Source organism: Ochrobactrum sp. C6C9 (genome assembly GCF_022627935.1).
Lineage (GTDB): Bacteria > Pseudomonadota > Alphaproteobacteria > Rhizobiales > Rhizobiaceae > Brucella > Brucella teleogrylli.
On sequence record NZ_JABXGB010000002.1, the window covers coordinates 26,548 to 48,637 of the forward strand.

Below are 22,090 nucleotides of genomic sequence, written 5' to 3' on the forward strand. Positions count from 1 at the left end.
CGCCCAAAGACATCCGGTCCGATCAGGTCGGTCCGGATGCGAACCCCTGATTTGCCTGAGAACTCGCGAGAGCCGGTGACCCGCCTCTCCGTTTTATCTACTCAGTTATCGATTAGCCGCGGAACAGCGACAGGATGTTCTGGTTCGACGAGTTGGCAATCGACAGAGCCTGAACGCCAAGCTGCTGCTGAACCTGGAGAGCCGACAGACGTGCCGATTCCTTGTTCATGTCAGCATCAACGAGCTGGCCAACGCCCTTTTCGATCGAGTCCGAAAGACTCGAAACGAAATCCTTCTGCATGTCGATGCGCGACTTTGCGGCACCGAGTTCTGCAGCCGAAGTTGCCATTGCGCCAAGAGCAGTTTCGATGTCAGTCAACAGGTTGTCGAATGCCGCACCTTCGTCGGCAGCGGTATAACCCGTAACGCCAGTCACGTCGCTGACGTCAATGTCGAGGATCGACGTGGCAGATGCGGCACCGTCTTTGTCCAGAACGCCAGCAGCGGCAGTATTGGTATCGATCAGGCGCGTAGCGGAATAGTTTACCGAAATTGAGCCAGTCGTCACCTTGCCGGATGCATCACGGTTATAGGAAGTGATGACGTCGAGCTTGGTGCTGCCGGTAGCAGTCGAATCCGAGGTCAGCAGGTTCGAACCGGCGTAGTTGGCGCCAGCGACATTGTCCTTGAGCTGAGCAACATAGGTTGCAATTTCGCTCTGGATCTTGGCGCGATCTTCCGTGCCGGAGGTCTTCGCGAGAAGAACCTTCTGCTTGATCTGATCGACGACTTCAATCGCCTTGTTCATAGCCGTGTAGGCAGTGTCAACCTTTCCAGCGCCGAGGCCGAGGGAATCCTGAACGACGGAGTTAGCCTTGTTGTCCGAACGCATGGTCGTTGCGATGGACCAGTAAGCGGCGTTGTCGGATGCACCGGCAACCTTGAGGCCCGTCGAGATACGGTTCTGCGTTGCTTCCAGCGACTTGTTGGTCGTGGAAAGGGTCTGAAGTGCAGTCAGAGCTGCCGAGTTGGTCAGAATGCTAGCCATTATTTTGCCCCTTGGGAAAAATCAAACAGAGGGACAGGCCGGACTTACCGGCATAGTGGAGCGGCATCATGCCTGTCTCCGCTCTCGCAGAGACCCACCATGTGCCGACGTTTAAAACCCAAATATTAAAGTAATGCTAATTTATTTTGCCGAATTTTACCGATCTCTCAGATTTTGACGCCGAATTTTGCCGGACGCTTTGGCAACTGTTCCAAATCGGGTCAGGAGAACGAGCGAATCAGGCTTCCGACCAGAATATTCCAGCCGTCGATCAGCACGAAGAACAGAATCTTGAACGGCAGCGAAATCACTGTCGGCGGCAGCATCATCATGCCCATGGACATGGTGAGCGTGGCCACGACCAGATCGATCACCAGAAACGGCAGCACGATCAGGAAGCCGATTTCAAAGCCGCGACGAAGCTCCGAAATCATGAAGGCCGGGACCAGCACGCGGAAATCCACAACACCGTCCTCGCCGGTGCGGAAAGACGGATCGGCAAGGTCTTCGAACAGGCGCAGATCCTTGTCACGCACCTGACCCATCATGAATTCGCGAAAGGGCTGCGAAATCTCGGTCAAGGCTGCCTGTTGCGTTATCTCGTTACGCATCAGCGGCTGCAAGCCATTGTTCCAGGCGCGGTCGAAGGCGGGCGCCATGACATAGAAGGTCATGAACAGAGCGAGCGAGATCATCACCATGCTGGCAGGCGCGGTCTGGAGACCAAGACCCGAGCGAAGCAGGGAAAAGGCTATGGCGAAGCGCGTAAAGCTCGTCACCATGATCAAAAGGCCGGGCGCGATGGACAGTACGGTCAAAAGACCGAAGAGCTGGACAATCTGGCCGCTGGCCGCACCGCTGCCTGCGGGTAGCAGATTATCCAGCGTCAAGGCCTGTTGGGCCTGTGCCGAAACGGTGAGTGCGAGCGTCAGGAGAACGCCTGGACCAAGGAGTTTTTTCATTCTACGACCAGTGCCGAAAGAAAGACCCGGTCCACCGCGCCTTCCGAGCGCAGGCGGGCGCGTTCTTCGAGATCGGCGCGCAGATAGGCAAGCCCTGCCGCGCCTTGCAATTGCATGAGATTGACACTGCGCAGGAAGCTCAGAAAATCATCGCCGACATTGGCCGCCATGGCCGCCGGTATTTCATGACCGGGCTTGGCGACCAGCGAAGCTTCCAGCCGTACCCAAGTGTTCTGCGGAATGCCGAGATTGGTGATGATCGGCTTTAGCGGCACAACCGCGCCGATGGAGCGCGATTCGAAATCGCCCGGCTTCGGCTTGTCTTCCCTGGCCGTGGTCTTGGCAAGCGCCTGCTGGTCGGCGGAAATCATCCCGCCCAGATACCAGCCGCCACCGGCGGCGATTGCGGTAAGAGCAACGACCGCCGCCAAAAGCCCCATCATGGAGCCTTTGGCCTTGCCGTCTTTCTTGTCCAGTGCCGTGTCGCTCATCGATGCTCAGCTTTAAAAAGGAGAAACCTGATCGAGAATTTGCTGGCCGTATGGCGGCTGCTGCACCTCGCTCAACCGTCCACGACCACCATAGGAAATGCGGGCTTCGGCGATCTTGTCGTAGGAAATGGTGTTGGAACCGGAGATATCCCGCGGACGCACGACACCGACGACATTCAGCACACGCAACTCATTGTTCACGCGCACTTCCTGCGAGCCGCGAATGATCATGTTGCCGTTCGGGAGCGTATTGGTAACGATGGCCGCAACCTGAAGACTGATATCCTCGCTGCGCTTGATTGTGCCCTTGCCCTTGGACGAGCTGTCCGAATGGGTGTTGATGGAACCGTCCATGTCGCCGCCAGCACCGGCGCCCGTGCTGCTGCTGGTCGCGAACGAGCCGCCCGCGCCATAAATGCCTTTCGACACCCGCTCGCGATCGGTCTTGTTGTCGAGATTGGCGCGGTCATTGATGGAAATGATGACGGTGAGCACATCACCCGGCTCGGCCGCGCGCGGGTCCTTGAAGAAATTGGTCGAGCGCTGGTTCCAGAGCGAATAATCCGGCTTGGCCGGACGCGACGGATAACCATTATATTGCGGATTGTTGTTCATGCCGAGATTGGCGGCAACCGGCGACAGGTCCGGCGCACGACCGATTTCTTCCGGCTTCATGGCGCAACCGGCCAGAAGCGCCAGAGCGGTGGCGGCGAAAATGGTCTTGTTCATGCGTCCTGTCATTGCACCGTATTCCCGGTTTGCGCCTGAGCGCGCTGGTCCTTCACCGCCGGTGGCGTTGCGCCCGTGCGCTGCGATCCGACGATGATGCGTGCGAGCTTTGCTGCCTTTTCCGGCGGCATTTCATTCAGAATGATGCTCGAAACACGCGGGTTGAGCTTGAGGATCAGGGCTGCCGCCGCCTCATCGCCGATCATGGCCATCTGGGCTGCCGCTGCATCCGGCTTCATCTTGGAAATGATGTCGACCAGCGAATCCTGCGCCTTGCTGACGAACTCGTCGCGGCGCTTCAGCCACATCTCGTATTCCTTGCGCTTTTCTTCCAGCGCCTGCATCCGCTCGTCCACCTCGGCCTTGAGGTCGGTGAGCTGCTTGGCCTGCAACGAATAGCGGGCGTCTGCGGCCTGATTGTCGATATTGCCGCAGAACTTGCGGATTTCATCCAGATTGCCGAGGTTCGCAGGTGGCGCGGAAACAGGAACCGCCGCCGTTGGGGCCACAGTTGGCGCTTGCGGTGCAGGCGATGCCACCTCCTGCGCCAATCCCGGCAAGGCGCTGGCAAAAAGCAGCGCCAAAGCCGAACCGGTGCGGATTGCCAGTTTCACGATCATGTCTGCTGTCATCCCCGGCCTCATCATTGCACTACCAGTTCTGCGTGAAGCGCGCCGGAAGATTTGATCGCCTGCAGGATGGCGATGATGCCGGTCGGCTTCACACCCATCTGGTTGAGGCCCTTGACCAGATTTTCCAGGTTGGCGCCGGTCAGAATCCCGATCTTGGCATTGGGCTGGTTGACGGCGATATCGGTGTTCGGCTCCATCGCCGTCACGCCGTCACTGAACGGTTCAGGCTGCACGACCATCGGCGTTTCCGTCACGCGCACCGTCAGGCTGCCATGGCTGATTGCCACTTTGGAAATGCGTACTTTCGAACCGATGACCACCGTGCCGGTACGCTCATCCACCACCACGCGCGCCACCTCATCCGTGATGATCGGAAGGCCCTCCAGCTCCGCGAGAAAGCGGGCGGCGGGCACATTTTTCGGACGGGACAGGCGGATGGTCTTGGCATCGCGGGCAATCGCCACACCGCGCCCATAGCGGCGCTTGGCGAAGATATTGATCGTATCGGCGGTACGCACGGCAGTCGTGAAATCGGGATCGCGCAGCTCCACGATCATCTCGCTGTCCTTGCCGAAGTTTCCGGCAACCTCGCGCTCGACCAGCGCACCGTTTGGAATGCGGCCCGATGTCGGCACACCCTGCGTCACGGTGGCTGCATCGCCTTCGGCGGTAAAGCCGGACACAATCATATTGCCCTGCGCAACTGCATAAATCTGGTTGTCGGCGCCCATCAGCTGCGTCATGACCAGCGTGCCACCCTGCAAGGAGGTGGCGTCGCCGATGGACGAAACCGTCACATCGATGCGTGAGCCGGAACCGGCAAAGGCGGGCAGATTGGCGGTCACGATGACCGCTGCCGTGTTCTTCGAACGCGTGGAATTGCGCGGCGCATTGATGCCGAGATTATCGAGCATGGCGCGCATGGACTGTTCGGTGAAAGGCGAGTTGCGCAGGCTGTCACCCGTGCCCTTAAGGCCGATCACCAGACCGTAACCAACGAGCTGGTTTTCACGCACGCCCTGAATGGTCGCGATATCCTTGAGGCGTGCCACAGCGCTGCCACGACCAAGCTCAGCATAGGCCATCTTGGACGGATCGCCGCCTGCACCCAGCCAGTCGGCGTCCGCTTCGACGGCGGTGCCGAAATCCTTCACATTCTTGGCCGACTCATCCGCCAGAACCGCAACAGGTTGAAGCGCGAGAGCCAGAACGGTGATCAGCGTTGCCCAGGTTTTTCTCACCGCATCCCCACTTGAACACGGCCATCGGCCAGTATCGTGCCGGGCACGATGACGCCGCTGTCGCTGTTGCGTACCTTGATGAAATCGCCTGCCGCCCCGGACTCGAGCGGTATGCCGACGGCTGTGATCGTCATGACACCGGTGGAGAACACCATCGTCACCGGCTCGCCACGCTTGACCAGCGACGGCTCCGAGAGGGCGGCGACGAGGATCGGCTTACCCGCGATCAGCGTCTTGCGCGCGACCTTGCCGTCAGCCTGATCCACCGACAGCACATATTGCTGCGCGGCGGGCGCACTGATGTAGAACTTCTTCTCGACCAGCGCGACATTGCTGACGACCTGTCCGGGATAAACGGTCGCCGAAGGCACAACGAAAGCGATGCGGTCGGTGGCCGAAGCCCCCGAGACCGCAGCAGTGGCAAAACCGGCCACTGCGGCAGCAGCCAGTGCGGCGCGTCTGAACCGTGAACGGGCTTTGATGTCGTTTCCTTGGGCGCGTTTCATGGCGATCACCGTCAGCGCATGTTCTTCGATACGGTCGCCGCCATTTCGTCGGCGGCCTGAATGACCTTGGAATTCATTTCATAGGCGCGCTGCGCCGTAATCAGATCGGTGATTTCTTTCACCGGATCGACATTTGATGCTTCGAGATAGCCCTGCTTGACCGAACCGAAACCTGGATCGCCCGGATCGCCGACCAGCGGCCCGCCGGAGGCTTCCGTTTCGCGATAGAGATTGTCGCCCAGCGGTTCGAGACCGGCTTCATTGGTGAAATTCGCAAGCTGAAGCTGGCCGAGCGGGGTGATCTGGATGCCGTTCTGTTCCTGAATCTTTGCAAAGACCTGCCCGGTATCGCTGACGGTTACTTCAAGCGCATTTTCAGGAACCACGATGCCCGGCTGGACAATATTTCCGTCGAGCGTCACCAGCTGGCCATCGGCATTCTTGTTGAATGCGCCAGCGCGGGTATAGAGCGTTTCGCCGGTCGGGCTCTGGATCTGGAACCAGCCCTGCCCGGTCAGCGCCAGATCGAATGGATTTCCGGTCTGGTTGAAGCTGCCCTGAATATGCAGGTTGCGCACCGCCGCCGTCTGGACGCCAAGGCCGACCAGCGCGCCTTCGGGCACAATGCTCTCATTGGCCTGATTGGGAACGCCTGCCGTGCGCTCGGACTGGTAGAGTAGGTCCGAAAACTCGGCACGCGCGCGCTTGAAGCCCGTTGTATTGATATTGGCAATATTGTTGGCGATCACTTCCAGATTGAGCTGCTGGGCGTTCATGCCGGTTGCGGCAATCGTCAGGGCTTTCATGGCGCTTCCTTGATCTGCTGGGCGTATGCGGGATGAGAGCGGCTCAGTTAAAACGGTATTGTCGAAGCCGCTCTAACCATTTGTTTTTGCGCATTATCCTACGCAAAACCACTTCGCACTTTTGCTGGAAATGCTTTAAATCGACATGCGGCTGATCTCGAGATACGCTTGCACGATCTTGTCGCGGATCGCGATTGCGGTCTGGAGCGACTGTTCAGCTTCCATGACGGAGCTGACCACCTCATTCACCGGCGCATCGCCCTTGATGCCCTGAATGGAGGTGGCTTCCGCCGCCTGCAATTTCTGGCCGACCGAATCCGTCATCTGCGACAGGACTTCACCAAAGGATGCGCCCGGCGTTGCGGGAACAGCCTGTGGAGCCGCCGTGGAAGCGGCAGAACCGACGCCATTCCCGGCGACGGTTTCGGAAAGGCGCGACAGCGCATTGCGCGCCGAAATGCTCATGATCGAGTCGTACATTATGTGCTCCTCAGGAGATCGATGGTCATCGAGATCAGCTCACGCGCCTGCCTGACGACCTGCAAATTGGCTTCATAAGAACGGTTGGCTTCACGCATGTCCGCCATTTCGACGACCATGTTGACGTTCGGGTAACGGACATAGCCGCGCGCGTCGGCGGCGGGGTGGCTCGGATCATATTGCTCGACGAAGGGCGAGGTATCCTTGCCCACTTCGGCCACGCGCACTTCTGCGGCACCCGTGCCATGCTCCAGCTCGGTGCGGAAGGAAACGGTCTTGCGGCGATAGGGATCGTCGGTCGCCGTCTGGCCCGTCGACTGGGCATTGGCGATGTTTTCCGAAACGATACGCAGACGTGTCGATTGGGCCGAAAGGCCGGAGGCTGCGATCTTCAGGGAATTCTGCAAGGCGTCGGAAGACATGGATTATCCCTTCGCGACCGACAGCATCATGCGGTGGAACGCTTTGACGATGCTGGTGTTGAGCGAATATTCGCGGGAAATCTCGCCTGCCTTCATCATTTCCTGTTCGACATCGACGGTATTGCCGGAATGGGTTTGCTCGGTGATGTCGTCGGGACGCAGGCGTGCGCCTGCGATGCCGTTTGCCTCGAATTCCAGATGCTGCGGACTCGTCGCAGCCATGGTGAGCTGCGTCTTGTCCAGCACATCGGTGAAGGGTTGAACGTCGCGCGCCTTGAAATCCGGCGTGTTCGCATTGGCGACATTGCCAGCGACGGTGGCCTGTCGGACCGACAGCCACTGCACTTGCCTTGCGGCCAGATCGAAAAGATGAATGGAGCTCATGGAGTTTCCCGCCTTTACCGTTGGTTAACTTACGGGGCGGAACTTGCGTCAAGCTTGCGAAGGTTAAGGGAGTAGGGGAATAGGGCAGTAAGGGAATATGTTTTTGGGGAATGGTATATCGTAGTTTCCAAGAGAGCGCTGATCGCGCAAGGCCAACATACTCCCCTATTCCCTTACTGCCCTACTCCCCTATCTCCGCATTTCAATCACGTCGCCTGACGACGTGGTCAATTGCCAGGTTCCCGACCCCCGACCGATGGAAACAAGGCGACTGCCATCGGGCAACAGAGATCCTTTTTCCACGAACCAGTAGCCGGACGTATCCTCGATCATTGCCATCCCGCCGACGACCTCGCGCAGCGCGAAGACCGGCTTCGGGAAAGCCTGTCCATCGCCGCCGCCTGCGCCGCCAGTGCCAGCGCCAGTTCCCGGCAGGCCCTTGCCGTTGGACATGACCGAACCGGTCATGGTGTTATCGATATCCGCACTGGGGGAAACGCGATCCGACGGGCGGAAGGACGGAAAGCGGCGCACCGTTTTCTGCTCCGAACGGTCCAGCGGATCGATGATCTTGCGTTCCGCCTTTTCGGCAGGCGCAAGCTCCATGCGCTGGAGATAGGTGATGAAGGGCAGCATCGCGCAGCCAGCCGCCAGCGTGACCGCCGCAATCTTCAGATAGCGGTCAACCTTGCTGTGGGGTTTCTTGCCACCTTCCTGTGCGGCGGCGGCGCTCACTTCCGCTTCCAGATCGGCCAATAGCTTTTCTTCGGCGTTTTTGCGTCGGTTCTTGTTGCCCGTCATCATGGATTGGATGCCTGTTTTTCCCCGCGCAAGGCGGCGGCGAGTTTCTGATAGGGATCGTCTGAACGCGGTGTCTCTGGGGACTGCTGCAAGGCATCATAGATGCGCGGAACGAGATCCACCGCCTGATCCAGAATCCCGTCATGCCCCTTTTGATACGCGCCGATGGCGCGCAGATCGCGCGTTTCCTCGAAGCGGGCCACCATGCTGCGAAGCTGGCTGACAAGCTTGCGCTGTTCCGCCGTCCAGTTGTGCTTGGCGAGGCGTGAAACCGAACCCGGAACATCGACCGCCGGAAAGCGCCCCAGCGCCGCAATCGTCCGGTCGAGCACGATGTGCCCGTCCAGCGTGCCGCGAATGGTGTCGGAAACCGGGTCATTGTGGTCATCGCCATCGACGAGCACCGAGTAGATGCCGGTAATACTGCCGCCTGAATCGGCGCTGCCCGGCCCCGCCCGCTCCAGAAGGCGTGGCAACTGGCTGAACACGCTCGGCGGATAACCGCGCGAAACCGGCGGCTCTTCCGCCGCAATCGCCACCTCGCGCGCCGCATGGGCAAAGCGCGTGACGGAATCGACAATCAGCAGCACATTCTGGCCGAGATCGCGGAAATATTCCGCAATGGCCGTCGCGGTATTGGGCGCAAGACGGCGCATCATCGGGCTTTCATCGCCGGTTGCAACGACAGTGATGGTCTTGTCGAGATGGCCAACCATGGTTTCTTCCAGCATCTCGCGCACTTCACGTCCGCGCTCGCCGGTCAGCGCCAGCACCACCGTGTCGAAATCGGCGGCGCGCGTCATCATGGCGAGCAGCGTGGATTTGCCGACGCCGGAACCGGCAAAAATGCCGATGCGCTGGCCGAAGCAGAGCGGCGTGAAAATGTCGATCACGTCAACGCCGGTGCGAAGCCCGCGATCCACGCGCCCCCGGCGCAGCGCGGCTGGTGCCAGATTTTCGGATGCCATCGGGCGTGGACCGGGCAAAAGCGCACCCCTGCCGTCAATCGGCTGCCCCAGCGCATTGATCACCCGCCCGCGCCATTCGAGCGCCGGACGGATGCTGAGCGGTCCTTCTTCGAAGACCGCTGCACCCAATGAGGGAATGATCCGGTCGTCGAAAGGTTTGACGAGAACCTGCCTGTCGGCAACGCGAATGATTTCCGCCAGACTGGTGCCGCCCACAGCCCTTATCGCCACCGCATCGCCAAGCCGCGCATCGCGTGACAGCCCGCGCACGGCAATCGCCGAGCGCGACACGTCGCTGACCGTGCCGCCGATACCGGACACGGGCTTCGGCTCTACGGCCTGTTGACGGGCAAAGGCGGCAAGCCGCGCGAGCGGTAGGTCTGGCGTCATCCGTTTTTGGAGCCCAGCGTCTTGATCGCTTCAGACACGGTCGCTTCCTGCTGGGTCAAAAGATTATTGACCTGCTCAAAGGCCCGGCTGACGCTGATGAGACGCGTCATCTCGGTCATGGCGTCGACATTCGAGCCTTCGATCATGCCCTGCACAACGCCGATGCTGTTATCGTCGAAGATCGGCGCCGCAGCCTTGTTTGGGATCACACCGGAATTGCCTGCATATTTCAGCTCGGCATCGGCGGGAATGGAGTAAAGCCCGAGAGCGCCGATCTGCGCGCCATTCTGATAGACCGCGCCATCGGCGGAAATCTTCGGCGCGCCACCATCCGGATTGAGCATGATCGGCGCGCCGCCGACATCGAGCACCGAATAGCCCATCATTGAAACCAGCTCGCCGGTCGCCAGCATCTTCATACGCCCGTCGCGGGTGAAAATTTGACCCTGCGGTGTGTTGAGCGACAGCCACGCATCGCCCTTGACCGCAATATCAAGCGGGTTGTCCGTCTTGACCAGCGGGCCGGGTTCGGTGCGGATATAGCTCTTGCCGGCGCTGGCAAAGCTCACATCGTCGCTTGCCTTTTTAGAGACAATCGAATCGAACTTGGTGCCCTCGCCCCGGAAACCGACCGTCGAGACATTGGCGACATTCTGGGCAATCGAATCCATTCGCCGTTCAAGCGTAATGAGCGAGGAAAGCCCGACATAGATCGAATTATTCTGCATGGATCAGCGACCGCCCGGCTTGAAGCTTTGCAAGGTGGTAAGAATATCGGTCGAGATGCCAACCGAAGACGCGCTGCCGAGCAGCAGCGAGGCGATGGATGCCGGGCTGCTTGAGGTCGGGTTGTTCATTTCATACATGGCCGTGAAACGCGAAATGAGTTTCGAGACATAATCGGGATCGGACATTTTGGAAAAGTCGATCTTGGCCTCAAGCATCTTGGCCTGCTTGTCCACATCGGCATTGGACATGGCCGCAGGCCAGCTGAATATCGTCTGCACCGTGGTCAGCAAGGCCTTGTCGCCGAGGATTTCATAGGCATTGGTGATCTTCGAAGCCTTGCGCTCGAAATAGAGCGCCAGACGCACGCCTTCGTTCTGGCCACCGGCTTCGGTTTCCAGCGTCTGGCGCAAATATTTGTCCACCACACCCTGCTGCGCCTCGGTGCTTTGGGTAGCCTCGGCGCCCTTGCCCGCAAAGTCGAAGACGGTCGCGAATTCCTTGTAGCGCTTGTCGGTCAGCTTGTTGGCCATGGCGTCGTCGCTCGTGACGCCTTCCGTCAGAATCTTGCGCACGAAAGCCTTTGCATAGGCCATGTCTTCCAGACCGAACGCCTTCATCGCATAATTGTAAAGGCGGCTGTCGGACATGAAATCGTCAATCGATTTCACATTGCCGATGTTTTCCTGGAAATAGGCCGTTTCGCGCGACACCAAAGGTTCTTTCGAAACGCGCTGCAAAGACCGCGTCATATCCGACGCGATCAGGCGATAGCTCGTCATCGTATCGACCATAGGCATGACCCCCTGCTGATAGTTGCGCCCTTTATGCGCGATCAAGCTTGTCCGAAGCTGATGGCGCCCAATAGTCCTCGGGCGACCTCGGCAAGCTTCGCGCAAGCCGCGCTGCCTATGTTCGGCTCAAAGAACTATTCTGCGGGAGTCTCGGGCTTTGGGCATTATCATCGGTCTCGCCATCACACTGGGCTGTATGCTGGGCGGTTTCATCGCCATGGGCGGACATGTGAGCGTGCTCATCCAGCCTTGGGAATTCGTCATCATTCTGGGCGCAGCGCTTGGCACGTTCTTCGTCGCCAATCCGTTTTCGCTGGTGAAGGATACCGGTCGCGCCTGCATGGAGGCGTTCAGCAACGCCGTGCCCAAGCAGCGCGATTATCTCGATCTTCTGGGCCTGCTCTACAGCCTGATGCGCGAATTGCGCGCCAAGTCGCGCAATGAAGTCGAAGTCCATATCGACAATCCCAAGGAATCGCCGATCTTTCAGGCCTATCCGAGCGTTCTGAAAAACGAAGACCTCACCCATTTCATCTGCGATTACTGCCGCCTCATCATCGTCGGCAATGTGCGCTCGCACGAGATCGAAGCGCTGATGGACGAGGAAATCCACACCATCGCCCGCGACAAGCTGAAGCCCTATCAGGCCATGGTCACCATTTCGGAAGCCCTGCCTGCGCTCGGGATCGTCGCCGCTGTTCTCGGCGTGATCAAGGCCATGGGCGCGCTGGACCAGTCGCCGGAAGTGCTCGGTCATCTGATCGGTGCAGCCCTTGTCGGCACCTTCGCCGGTATCTTCTTTTCCTATGGCGTTGTCGGTCCCATCGCGACCAAGATCAAATCGACCCGCGAAAAGAAGAACCGTCTCTATGTCGTCGTGAAGCAGACGCTGCTTGCCTATATGAACGGCTCGCTGCCGCAGATCGCCGTGGAATATGGGCGCAAGACCATCTCCGCTTATGACCGCCCGACCATCGATGTGGTGGAGCAGGAAACCATGGCCAGCGCGCCCACGCAGCAGGCCGCATAAGATGACGACGCCCGAAACCACCCCTGAAACGTCGGTTGAAACGACCATGGCGGAACAACACCGCAAGAATAACGTGCTGGCCGACAATCTGCTGCGCGCAGCCGGATTGTCCGGCGACGATCTGAAGTCGCTTGCCCATGTGTTCAAGGATGCCTCCACGCATTTCTGCGAGCGGCTGAAACATGGTTGCGCGGCGGCTTTCGAAGTGGAAGCCGGTGCGGTGGAAAGCACCGATGACGCGGGTTTCGCCGCCATTCTCGACAGCGCCGCCATCATCGCGCCGCTTAAAGTCGAACGCTGGGGCTCGACGCTTTATCTGACCGTCGATGCGCCGCTGGTCTTCTTGATCATCGAGGCCATGTATGGCGCGCAGGGTAATCTGGGCCAAGTCGATGTCGAGCGCCCGTTCGGCATGGTCGAACACAAGATTTCCGCCCTTCTTTCCGGCCATCTCGCCGGTGCGCTGGATCAGGTTTTCAACGCCGGTTCCCTATCGGGCTGGGTGGCAAATGCGCAGTCGATGTTCGTTGCCGGTGAATGCATCGATATCGCCGAATTCGACCGCACCGATTTCGAACGGTCGCGGCTTTTCGCTTGCCGGATCGATGTGACGGCGGCGGGCAAGACCGGACAAGTCCACCTTCTGCTGCCCCGCAGCACCCATAAGCCAATGCAGGATGCCGTCGCCGCTTTTCTGCGCCGCCCCATGAACCAGGCCGATCCGAGCTGGGCCAAGAAGCTGCGTCAGGAAGTCAGCCGCGCCCGTATCGAGCTTGAAGGCTTCATCCAGCAAGGTTCGATGACGCTGGATGCGCTGTCGAAACTCGAGATCGGACAGGTGTTGAAGCTGCCTGCCGACGCCATGGAGCAGGTGCGTCTGCGCTCGGGCAACCAGCAGCTTTTCAAATGCTCGCTCGGCAAGTCGGGCATTCATTTCACCGTCAAGGTCGGCGACCCGGTCAATCAGGAAGAGGATTTTATCGATGAGCTTGTTGCTGGCTAATATTCTTTCCACGCTGATGGCCCTTGTTTCGCTGGGCGCGCTGATCGTGGTCGGGCGCAAGGCCAACGAAACGATCAAGCTTGGCAAGGTGCTTGCGCTGCGCGTCGCGGCTGCCTCCAACGGTCTGGAACGCGCCGTGAAGGCGATCCAGAGCGAGCGCACCGATCTTGTCGATGAAAATGTAAAACTCGAAGCCCGCCTTGGCGAAACCCAGCGCGTGCGCCGCGAGATGGAAGAAGCCATCGAGGAACTGAACCGCTTGCGCAAGGCGCTGACCCGCGACATGCGCGAAGCGCGCACCGTTGCCGACAGTGCCGTTCGCACCCGCGAACCGATTGTCGAGCAGAAAGAAAAGAATGCGCTGCCGGTGTTCGTGCATCGCGCGGTCCGCAAGGCAACCGTTGATATTGCGGGGCAGGCATGAGCGCTGACAACAAGGACAAGAACATGCAGCAGGAACTGGACGAAGCCATCGAGGAACTGCGCGAGGAAAAGCCGCGCAGCGCGCAGAAAGGCGCTTCCAAGCCTAATCTCGAACTCATCATGGGCATTCCCGTCGATGTGCAGGTGGTTCTCGGCGGCACGACTATGCCGGTGGCCAATCTGATGAAGCTCGGTCGCGGCGCGGTTATCACCCTCGACAAGCAGATCGGCGATCCGGTCGATATCGTCGTCAACGGTCGCGTGATCGCTCGCGGCGAAGTCATCGTACTCGAAGATGATTCTTCGCGTTTCGGCGTCAGCCTCACCGAAATCATCGGCAAATAACGGATCGGCCCGGATATCTCCATGACCGAAAAAGAGCAGCAGGCCATCACTGAAGAAAGCGCGAGCGGCATCATCGATACGCTGAGCGGCGCACAAAAGGCGGCAGCCATTCTCGTGGCTATTGGCCGTCCGGCTGCGTCACGCCTTCTCAAGCATTTCAGCGCCGAGGACCTGCGCAAGCTTGCCGGTCATTCCCGCACGCTGGACCCGATCTCGCCGCTCGATTTCGAACAGCTGGTGAAGGAATTCGAGGATTCATTTGCCGAGGGCGCGCCCGTTTCGGAAGCCGCCCAGCGCTTCGAAGGTCTGCTGCGCGATACGCTGCCGCAGGAAGAAGTGGATGCCGTGTTCGAAGAACGCGTGCAGCCGCAGCTGGTGCAGGAATCGGTCTGGGTGCAGCTCGGTCGCCTGCCGGTTGACAGCCTGCAAGCCTATCTGGCCGACCAGCATCCGCAGATCATCGCCTATATCGTCTCCAAACTGCCGTCGGACCTTGCCGCGCGCCTGTTCGTCGCCCTGCCGCCGCAGCTGCGCAATGCCGTCGTGCAGCGCTCGCTGCATATCGGCAATGTCGCGCCCGCCGCAGCCGAACTGCTGGAAGATGTGCTGCGCCGCGATCTGCTTGGCCGCAGCGATTCCGGCCCGGTCAAAGCCCATCACGGCCAGATTGCCAATATCTTCAACCAGCTCGACAAGAACGAGATGGAAGAACTGATGGCGAGCCTTGAAGATCTCAATCGCGACGACCTCAACCGCATCAAGGCCAAGCTCTTCACCTTCGAAGATATCGAGCGCCTGTCGCAGCGCGCGCGTCTGCTGCTCTTCGATGAAGTGCAGACCGAACAGATCGCAACCGCGCTGCGTGGTGCAGACGCCAGGCTTCAGGAACTCGTTTTGTCCTCGCTCTCCACCCGTGGCCGCCGCATGGTGGAAACGGAGCTTGGCGCCGAGCAGGGCAATATCACCGCCCAGAATATCGCAGACGCACGCCGCAAGATTTCGCGCATCGCCATCGACCTTTCCGAGCGGGGCATCATCACCCTCGACGCCAACGAAGCCTCTGCGTGAGTGCGCGTGTGACGCATGGCGGACGATACCGATAAGGAAAGCAAAACAGAAGAAGCGACCGAGCAGAAGATCCGCGACGCCTTGGAAAAGGGCAATATGCCTTTCTCCCGCGAAACGCCGATACTCGCTGGCGTCGCCTCGTTTCTGGTCATCGCCGTGTTTGTCGCCGCACCCGCCACGACAAAGCTCGCAGTCTTCCTGCGCGAACTGATCGACCGTCCCGAGGACTGGGTTCTCAACAGCGCCGAGGATGCTAGCCGCCTGTTCAGCGTGCTGGCGCTGGCGGTTGGCGCAGCCCTTGTGCCGGTCTTCATCATCATTCCGCTGGCAGGCATAGCCTCGTCCGCCTTCCAGAACGCGCCGCGCATTGTGGGCGAGCGCATTCGTCCACAGGCTTCGCGCATTTCGCCGCTCAAGGGGTGGCAGCGCATTTTCGGGCGCTCAGGTCAGGTGGAATTCCTGAAATCGGTGGCGAAGTTTCTCGCCGCCAGCCTCATCGTCTTCATCGTGTTCTTTCAGGGCAAAAGCCTGTTCACGGATGCAATTGCGACCGAGCCGAGCGCGCTGCCGGAATTTCTGCGCGAGAACATGGTGCGCCTTCTGGTCGCCAATGTGCTGGCGATCACCGCCATCGCGGCTTTCGACCTTGCCTGGTCGCGCATCCACTGGCGTCAGGAACTGCGCATGACGCGGCAGGAAGTCAAAGACGAGCTGAAGCAATCGGAAGGCGATCCGCTGGTCAAATCGCGCCTGCGCTCGCTCGGACGTGACCGCGCGCGCCGCCGCATGATCAGCGCCGTGCCGACCGCCACCCTGATTGTCGCAAATCCGACTCATTTCTCCGTAGCACTGCGTTACAAGCCGAATGAAGACGCCGCTCCGGTCGTCGTTGCGAAGGGACAGGATCTGATCGCGCTCAAGATAAGAGAAGTCGCCGCCCAGCACTCGATACCAGTCTTCGAGGACGTGCCCCTGGCACGTGCACTTTATAAGCAGGTGAATGTCGACCAGATGATCGCACCGGAATTCTATAAAGCCGTTGCCGAACTCATCCGCATCATCAATACGCGGCATGCGGTACACTAATGGTACAACTATGACTTTGCCCTATTCCCAAATATTATTGGCCCGTTCTTATGGATCGATGGTGACACGATGAAGAGCCTGCAATTTTCGAACGAACGCGAAGCGATCATCGCCGAGAACCTGCATGAAGTGGTGGCGGAGCTGCGTCTCGTCGATCCGGCTGACTATATCGCCTTCATCCGCTGCGAGCTGTTTGCCAATATTGCCGATGTCGTGAGCTCCGCGACCGAGCTTTATTTCTTCCCCGGCACACTGGAGTTGGGCCATGGCGGCGACTATCGCTGCGACTGGCAATCGCCTCCATCGGTCGTGCTGGATATGGAATTCCGCAATCAGGGTGTTTACGCCTATTTCCGCTTGATCCTCAGCGACAAGACGGCGGGTGTGGAGTTGAACCACATCACCTTCGAAGACGCCGATCAGGACCCGGCGAAGAACACGGCGCGTTTGCGAGCCGCTTTCAGCGCCGCGAGAATGCCATTGAAAAAAAGAGCCTGAATACAAAACACCGGACGCGAGCGAACGCATCCGGTGTCATGCAAGCAGTTCAAGCGGCTAGTGTATTTTCCAGCAGGGCTGGAACGCCCTGCGTTCTAAAATGCAATCAATAAACACAATAAATAAAGTAGCCTGCGCTTCCTTTTTACCCGGAAGCGCCATGTCTGGCTCGCCAACGAGCCGCGTTTGCCTGAATTACATGAGATGCTCGGTGCCCGGCATTTCGATGATGCCGAGCGACAGAGCCGTCGCCACCGCCGAAGTGCGGTTGGAGCAATTCAGCTTGATTTTGGCGTTCTGCAGATAGGTCACCACTGTCCAGCGGGCGATGCTGAGAATATCGGCAATCTCGCCATCGGTCTTGCCATTGGCCGCCCAACGCAGGCAATCCACCTCGCGCGGAGTGAGCAGGCTTGCCACTGAGCTGGCGTCCTTATGGCCGCACAGCGCGTTGTGAATGACGCCCGAGACGCTCAACAGACGCGGACGCATCTTCGCCACGAACTGTTCGCGATCCTCGTCCTTGTCGATCTCGAACGAGAACAGCGTGCAGCCGGACGCGCCTTTCGGATTGCGCGCGGAAACGGCAATGAAAATATTGCCGAGCCCGTGCTTTTCAGCGTCCTGCAACAGTTCCGCAACCGCCGGGCAGATGGCGGCATCTTCCTGCAAATCGCGCACGATGCCGCTGCCATCGTTTGAGAAATAGGGCGCATCCTCCTGGAAGATCGGGTCGATGGCGAAGTAGTTCTTCGTCGAATAGCGCGCCGACCAGGCGGTCGGAACGGTCATCACCAACGTCAGATCGGAGGAATTCAGCTTGGCACACTCGTTCATGCGGCCACGATAGGCGTGCATGATGTGCCGGCAGCCGACTTCATCGCGGATGCGGGTCAGAAGTGTGAGCGTGTCGCTCTGAAATGCCGCTCCAAAAAACGTTTTCTTGAAATTAGGAAAATGAATCAGGTCAAGTGTCATGCGAAATATCCTTAAGAATCAAGCCGCTTAAGCTTTCGTTCTGTCGCCTTATGTCCTGCTGGCGACTATGTTTCGAATCGCGCCCGACAAACTGCTTAATTGTTTATAAGTGACAAAAAAAATACGCCTCATGGCAACTCGCAATTATTGTGCCGCAAGTTGTTACACACAAGAACAGAGTGAAAATAAGGCACAGTTTCGAAAAGCATGTTCCCTATTGGTACAAATACGTGATGTCAGCTTCTCTTGCCGTATGCTCTGAAGAAGAAATCGACCGCTGTTTCGACATTCTTGCGGATAGCTTCTTCTGTTGGCTCGTCAGCAATCACGCCGAACAGACGCGGACGATAAAGCCCGGCAAGGAAAAGATCGGAGAGCTGATAGGCAACCCGGTCAACCTCGAACGGCTCCAAAACGCCGTTCTCGATCATCTTTTCCAGATATTCGGCCATGGCGACCAGACTGCGCTTCGGACCCCGATCATAAAACCGCGCCGACAGTTCCGGCTTGCGCTCGCTCACGCCTAAAACGATGCGCTGGGCGCGAATGGCGGTCGATGAGGTTATTAACGTCACCAGCGCAATACCGAACTCCGTCAGTTCCTCACGATTGGAGAAACCATTGTCCAGCTTGCCGATCAGGGCGCTGAACATGGTATGGCGGTAATGCTCGCACAAGGCGACGAACAGGTCTTCTTTGCTGTTGAAATAGACGTAGATCGTGCCCTTCGACACGCCCGCCTCACGGGTGATGTCGTTCATGCTGGCGGCGTCGAAACCCATGCGCAGGAACACGCTTTGCGCGCCTTCCAGTATCTGGCTGCGCTTTGCCGGATCTTGGCCAGCGCCAAGCCTCGTGCGTCCGCATTCGGTTTCAGGCGCGCATGCAAATGAACCGGCTTTCAACTTTTCCGATTTTGGCAGCTTTTCCGACTTTTTGCCCGTTCCGGCGAAATTGGCCGCAGCTCCGCCCGCATCATGCCGATCAAGATCAGGCGTGGTAAGCGTGTCGGGGCTTTCTTTGGTATGCCGTTCGGGCTTCATATCACAAAACTCTTACATATTTTTCGAACCGAGCGGTTCGATATCGCTTGATATGCGCATCTTATTGGATTATGTCAACATCGAACCGAGCGGTTCAATCCACTGGATGTGCAGAAAGTTTCACCTATGACTGCCAAGAAGTCTGTAGATCAGGCCGATATTCGCCAGTTTCCCACGGCCCAACTTCCCACGGCCAAGACCTTTGCGCCGGGTGATGCACCCGAGACCAACGAGGCGCCACAGAATGAGAGAACGCAGCCTCATGCTGTTCCCAATGCGCGCCCGCAGGAAGCGCCGCATAAGGATACCGCAAAAGGTGGCGGGAAAAAGAGTTTCGGCAAGCGCGTGGTGCTGCCGGGCGTTTTGATCGTGGCTGTGGCCGCAGGCCTCTGGTATGGCTATGATTATTGGACCGTTGGCCGCTTCATGGTTTCGACCGACGACGCCTATGTGCAGGGCGACATTGCGTCCATCGCACCGAAGGTGACGGGCTATATCGACAATATTCCGGTTGCCGCAAACCAGCGCGTCAAGGCTGGCGATGTGATCTTCCAGCTTGATCCTGGCGATTACCAGATCGCGCTTGATGAAGCAGAAGCCAAGCTTTCCACGCAAAAGGAAACGCTGGCCCGCATCGTCGCGCAGACGACGGCAGCCCAGGCAACCCAACAGCAGGCGGAAGCCCAGAAGCAGGCGGCAAGCGCCGTTCTGACCAATGCGCAGTCCACCCTGACGCGCGTGCAGAAACTGCACGAAACGCGTTTTGTCGCCCAGGCCGATCTCGACACGGCGCAGTCGTCGCTCGACCAGGCACGCGCCAATGTCGCCAATGCCGATGCGCAGATCGCTTCCGCCAAGGCGAATATCGACGTTCTCAAAGCCCAATATAAAGAAACGGACAGCGGCACGAAATCGCTAGAACTTGCTCGTGATAAAGCTGCCCGTGATTTGGCTTTCACTACATTACGCGCGCCGTTCGATGGCGTGGTTGGCAATCTGTCCGGCAAGAAAGGCGACCTCGTGTCTCCCGGCCAGAAGATCGCGGCGCTGGTCCCGGTTGGTGAGCTTTATATCGATGCCAACTACAAGGAAACGCAGCTCGCCGAGATCAAGACCGGCGAGACGGCGCACATCTATGTCGATGCCATTGATGGCACCAAGTTCGACGGCAAGGTCGTTTCGGTGGCCCCGGCCTCGGGCGCGGTGTTCTCGCTTCTGCCGCCGGAAAACGCCACAGGCAACTTTACCAAGGTGGTGCAGCGCGTGCCTGTTCGTATCGCCATCCCGCAGGATGCGCTGGACTCCGGCAAGATTCGCGCCGGCCTGAGCGTCATCGTGGACATCGATACGCGCACCGCCCCTGAAGACAAGGCGAACTAACCGTTCGGCTATACGACTGTCGCAAGAATAAGCAGCGGCGCGGCTTTTAACTCTGCGCCGTCTTCTCTTTCATTCCGGAGTGCGCCGTTATGGCCGCAGACACCACGATGGGGCCTATGACCCCGGCAGACGACCGTATCGACCCCAAAAAGGCCGTCGCCTTTCTGGCCATGGTCTTCGGCATGTTCATGGCGATCCTCGACATCCAGATCGTCTCGGCATCGCTTTCCGAAATTCAGGCAGGCCTGAGCGCCAGTTCCGACGAAATCTCGTGGGTGCAGACATCCTACCTGATCGCGGAAGTCATCATGATCCCGCTGTCCGGTTTCCTCGGGCGGCTTTTGTCGACGCGCGTGCTGTTTACGCTGTCGGCAGCGGGTTTCACGCTGGCCAGCATGCTCTGCGCCACCGCGACGAATATCGATCAGATGATCGTCTATCGTGCCATCCAGGGCTTCATCGGCGGCGGCATGATCCCCAGCGTGTTCGCGGCAGCCTTCACCATCTTCCCGCCGTCCAAGCGCTCCATCGTCTCGCCGATGATCGGTCTTGTGGCGACGCTTGCGCCCACCATCGGCCCGACAGTCGGCGGTTATCTCAGCCACGCTTTTTCCTGGCACTGGCTGTTTCTGGTCAATGTCGGACCCGGCATTCTCGTCACCATCGCCGCCTGGAACCTGATCGACTTCGATGAAGGCGACAGCTCGCTTTTGAGCAAGTTCGACTGGTGGGGTCTTGTAGGCATGGCAGCCTTCCTCGGCTCGATGGAATATGTGCTGGAAGAAGGCCCGCGCAACGACTGGCTGCAGGATGAAGCCATCTTCATCCTGTCCATCGTCATGACCGTCGGCGGCATTCTCTTCTTCTATCGCGCCTTCACATCCGAAGAACCAATCGTGGATTTGCGCGCCTTCAAGAATGTCAATTTCGCGTTTGGATCGCTGTTTTCCTTCGTGATGGGCGTCGGGCTTTACGGCCTCACCTATCTCTATCCGCTCTATCTCGCCAGCGTGCGCGGCTATGATGCGTTGCAGATCGGCGAAGCGCTGTTCGTCAGCGGTCTGGCCATGTTCATGACGGCGCCGGTTGCGGGTTTCCTGTCCAATCGCATGGACCCGCGTTTGATGATGATGATCGGCTTCCTCGGCTTTGCTGCCGGAACGTGGATGGTCACCGGCCTGACCGCCGACTGGGATTTCCACGAGTTGCTGCTCCCGCAGATCCTGCGCGGCTGTTCGCTGATGCTCTGCATGGTGCCGATCAACAATCTGGCGCTGGGCACGCTGCCGCCTGCCTTGTTGAAAAACGCCTCGGGCCTTTTCAACCTGACGCGTAACCTCGGCGGTGCTGTCGGCCTTGCGGTCATCAACACCATCCTGACGCGCCGCGGCGATATGCATTACGACCGGCTTGCCGAACATGTGCGCTGGGGCAATGCGGAAGCCGAGCAGATGGTGGCCAATCTGACGGCGAAGTACAACGCCGCCGGTCTCGACGGCCCGACCATCGCCCTTTCCAAACTTTCCGGCATGGTCCGGCAGCAGGCAACGCTCCTGTCCTTCATCGACGTGTTTTTCATTCTGACGATGATGTTCTGCACGCTGGCCGTCTGCGCCATCCTGTTGCGCAAGCCAAAGCAGGTCGCCGGTGGTGGCGGCGGGCATTAACCCTCGAAAGCATCCTCCCAGGCTTTCATACGAAACCCGAAAGGTTCAAACACCTTTCGGGTTTTTTCGTTTTTCGCGGAGAAAAATACAACCGCGCCGCGAGCAGGCAAATCCTTGTCGTAGCGGGAACAGCTTCCGTTTAAAATGTGACAACCGCGAAAGCTCTGTCACATTTCTTGTCATAAAAAT

Annotated in this window: 26 protein-coding genes; 9 read left to right on the forward strand and 17 right to left on the reverse strand. The window is 58.9% G+C overall.

Annotation, left to right across the window (positions count from 1 at the left end; translation table 11 throughout):
* Positions 1 to 112 precede the first annotated feature (112 nt).
* From HWD97_RS01565 to HWD97_RS01635, 15 genes are all read right to left on the reverse strand, one after another.
* Complete coding sequence (locus HWD97_RS01565; RefSeq protein WP_121538378.1) at positions 113 to 1,048, reverse strand: flagellin; 936 nt, start codon at positions 1,046 to 1,048, stop codon at positions 113 to 115.
* Between the two features lie 221 nt (positions 1,049 to 1,269).
* On the reverse strand, positions 1,270 to 2,010 hold the full coding sequence (gene fliP / locus HWD97_RS01570; protein WP_121538380.1) for a flagellar type III secretion system pore protein FliP: 741 nt from the start codon (positions 2,008 to 2,010) through the stop codon (positions 1,270 to 1,272).
* Positions 2,007 to 2,501: a flagellar basal body-associated FliL family protein gene (locus tag HWD97_RS01575; RefSeq protein WP_121538382.1), complete on the reverse strand. Its 495-nt coding sequence runs from the start codon at positions 2,499 to 2,501 to the stop codon at positions 2,007 to 2,009. Before HWD97_RS01575 ends, fliP begins: the two co-directional genes overlap by 4 nt.
* A gap of 12 nt (positions 2,502 to 2,513) precedes the next feature.
* On the reverse strand, positions 2,514 to 3,242 hold the full coding sequence (gene flgH, locus HWD97_RS01580) for a flagellar basal body L-ring protein FlgH (protein WP_371830820.1): 729 nt from the start codon (positions 3,240 to 3,242) through the stop codon (positions 2,514 to 2,516).
* Positions 3,239 to 3,862: a MotE family protein gene (locus HWD97_RS01585; RefSeq protein WP_235858966.1), complete on the reverse strand. Its 624-nt coding sequence runs from the start codon at positions 3,860 to 3,862 to the stop codon at positions 3,239 to 3,241. The genes flgH and HWD97_RS01585 overlap by 4 nt, the downstream gene beginning before the upstream one ends.
* 11 nt (positions 3,863 to 3,873) lie before the next feature.
* The gene (locus HWD97_RS01590; protein ID WP_109367890.1) at positions 3,874 to 5,103 is read right to left on the reverse strand and encodes a flagellar basal body P-ring protein FlgI; all 1,230 of its coding nucleotides are present in this window, start codon (positions 5,101 to 5,103) and stop codon (positions 3,874 to 3,876) included.
* The gene (gene flgA, locus HWD97_RS01595) at positions 5,100 to 5,624 is read right to left on the reverse strand and encodes a flagellar basal body P-ring formation chaperone FlgA (protein ID WP_371830823.1); all 525 of its coding nucleotides are present in this window, start codon (positions 5,622 to 5,624) and stop codon (positions 5,100 to 5,102) included. Before flgA ends, HWD97_RS01590 begins: the two co-directional genes overlap by 4 nt.
* Complete coding sequence (flgG, locus tag HWD97_RS01600) at positions 5,621 to 6,415, reverse strand: flagellar basal-body rod protein FlgG (protein WP_109367891.1); 795 nt, start codon at positions 6,413 to 6,415, stop codon at positions 5,621 to 5,623. Before flgG ends, flgA begins: the two co-directional genes overlap by 4 nt.
* Before the next feature lie 135 nt (positions 6,416 to 6,550).
* A complete protein-coding gene (locus HWD97_RS01605; RefSeq protein WP_109367892.1) occupies positions 6,551 to 6,895 on the reverse strand; it encodes a flagellar hook-basal body complex protein FliE in 345 nt (114 codons plus the stop codon).
* Positions 6,895 to 7,317 carry a flagellar basal body rod protein FlgC gene (gene flgC / locus HWD97_RS01610; RefSeq protein WP_109367893.1) on the reverse strand — a complete coding sequence of 141 codons (423 nt, stop codon included), beginning with the start codon at positions 7,315 to 7,317 and terminating at the stop codon, positions 6,895 to 6,897. The genes HWD97_RS01605 and flgC overlap by 1 nt, the downstream gene beginning before the upstream one ends.
* A 3-nt stretch (positions 7,318 to 7,320) precedes the next feature.
* Positions 7,321 to 7,701, reverse strand: a complete 381-nt coding sequence (flgB, locus tag HWD97_RS01615; RefSeq protein WP_109367894.1) for a flagellar basal body rod protein FlgB — start codon at positions 7,699 to 7,701, stop codon at positions 7,321 to 7,323.
* 189 nt (positions 7,702 to 7,890) lie between these two features.
* On the reverse strand, positions 7,891 to 8,505 hold the full coding sequence (locus HWD97_RS01620) for a hypothetical protein (RefSeq protein ID WP_109367895.1): 615 nt from the start codon (positions 8,503 to 8,505) through the stop codon (positions 7,891 to 7,893).
* Entirely contained in the window at positions 8,502 to 9,860 is a 1,359-nt protein-coding gene (gene fliI / locus HWD97_RS01625; protein ID WP_109367896.1) for a flagellar protein export ATPase FliI, read from the reverse strand. The genes HWD97_RS01620 and fliI overlap by 4 nt, the downstream gene beginning before the upstream one ends.
* Positions 9,857 to 10,588, reverse strand: a complete 732-nt coding sequence (gene flgF / locus HWD97_RS01630) for a flagellar basal-body rod protein FlgF (RefSeq protein ID WP_121538384.1) — start codon at positions 10,586 to 10,588, stop codon at positions 9,857 to 9,859. Before flgF ends, fliI begins: the two co-directional genes overlap by 4 nt.
* Positions 10,589 to 10,591: 3 nt before the next feature.
* Positions 10,592 to 11,380, reverse strand: coding sequence for a DUF1217 domain-containing protein (locus HWD97_RS01635; protein WP_109367898.1), 789 nt, complete (start codon positions 11,378 to 11,380; stop codon positions 10,592 to 10,594).
* A gap of 157 nt (positions 11,381 to 11,537) precedes the next feature.
* On the opposite strand from HWD97_RS01635, the gene motA reads away from it, so the two are divergent.
* The 7 genes from motA to HWD97_RS01670 all read left to right on the forward strand — a co-directional run bounded on the left by motA (position 11,538) and on the right by HWD97_RS01670 (position 16,833).
* The gene (gene motA / locus HWD97_RS01640; protein WP_109367899.1) at positions 11,538 to 12,410 is read left to right on the forward strand and encodes a flagellar motor stator protein MotA; all 873 of its coding nucleotides are present in this window, start codon (positions 11,538 to 11,540) and stop codon (positions 12,408 to 12,410) included.
* Positions 12,411 to 12,456: 46 nt separating this feature from the next.
* Positions 12,457 to 13,413 carry a FliM/FliN family flagellar motor switch protein gene (locus HWD97_RS01645; RefSeq protein ID WP_109368049.1) on the forward strand — a complete coding sequence of 319 codons (957 nt, stop codon included), beginning with the start codon at positions 12,457 to 12,459 and terminating at the stop codon, positions 13,411 to 13,413.
* Positions 13,394 to 13,837 carry a BAB2_0123 family type IV secretion system effector gene (locus HWD97_RS01650; RefSeq protein WP_109367900.1) on the forward strand — a complete coding sequence of 148 codons (444 nt, stop codon included), beginning with the start codon at positions 13,394 to 13,396 and terminating at the stop codon, positions 13,835 to 13,837. The genes HWD97_RS01645 and HWD97_RS01650 overlap by 20 nt, the downstream gene beginning before the upstream one ends.
* On the forward strand, positions 13,834 to 14,181 hold the full coding sequence (fliN, locus tag HWD97_RS01655) for a flagellar motor switch protein FliN (protein ID WP_109367901.1): 348 nt from the start codon (positions 13,834 to 13,836) through the stop codon (positions 14,179 to 14,181). The genes HWD97_RS01650 and fliN overlap by 4 nt, the downstream gene beginning before the upstream one ends.
* A 21-nt stretch (positions 14,182 to 14,202) precedes the next feature.
* Complete coding sequence (locus HWD97_RS01660; protein ID WP_371834621.1) at positions 14,203 to 15,249, forward strand: flagellar motor switch protein FliG; 1,047 nt, start codon at positions 14,203 to 14,205, stop codon at positions 15,247 to 15,249.
* A gap of 15 nt (positions 15,250 to 15,264) precedes the next feature.
* Positions 15,265 to 16,335, forward strand: coding sequence for a flagellar biosynthesis protein FlhB (gene flhB, locus HWD97_RS01665; RefSeq protein WP_371834622.1), 1,071 nt, complete (start codon positions 15,265 to 15,267; stop codon positions 16,333 to 16,335).
* Between the two features lie 69 nt (positions 16,336 to 16,404).
* Entirely contained in the window at positions 16,405 to 16,833 is a 429-nt protein-coding gene (locus HWD97_RS01670) for a hypothetical protein (protein ID WP_109367904.1), read from the forward strand.
* Positions 16,834 to 17,028: 195 nt separating this feature from the next.
* Here HWD97_RS01670 and HWD97_RS01675 read toward each other — a convergent pair whose 3' ends face one another.
* Positions 17,029 to 17,811 carry a LuxR family transcriptional regulator gene (locus tag HWD97_RS01675; protein ID WP_109367905.1) on the reverse strand — a complete coding sequence of 261 codons (783 nt, stop codon included), beginning with the start codon at positions 17,809 to 17,811 and terminating at the stop codon, positions 17,029 to 17,031.
* Between the two features lie 236 nt (positions 17,812 to 18,047).
* Entirely contained in the window at positions 18,048 to 18,854 is an 807-nt protein-coding gene (locus HWD97_RS01680; RefSeq protein ID WP_109367906.1) for a TetR/AcrR family transcriptional regulator, read from the reverse strand.
* Positions 18,855 to 18,980: 126 nt separating this feature from the next.
* Here HWD97_RS01680 and HWD97_RS01685 point away from each other — a divergent pair, with 126 nt between their 5' ends.
* Together HWD97_RS01685 and HWD97_RS01690 are read left to right on the forward strand one after the other, a co-directional pair.
* Positions 18,981 to 20,234, forward strand: coding sequence for an HlyD family secretion protein (locus HWD97_RS01685; protein ID WP_124915241.1), 1,254 nt, complete (start codon positions 18,981 to 18,983; stop codon positions 20,232 to 20,234).
* 89 nt (positions 20,235 to 20,323) lie between these two features.
* Entirely contained in the window at positions 20,324 to 21,901 is a 1,578-nt protein-coding gene (locus HWD97_RS01690) for a DHA2 family efflux MFS transporter permease subunit (protein WP_109367908.1), read from the forward strand.
* Positions 21,902 to 22,090: the final 189 nt, after the last annotated feature.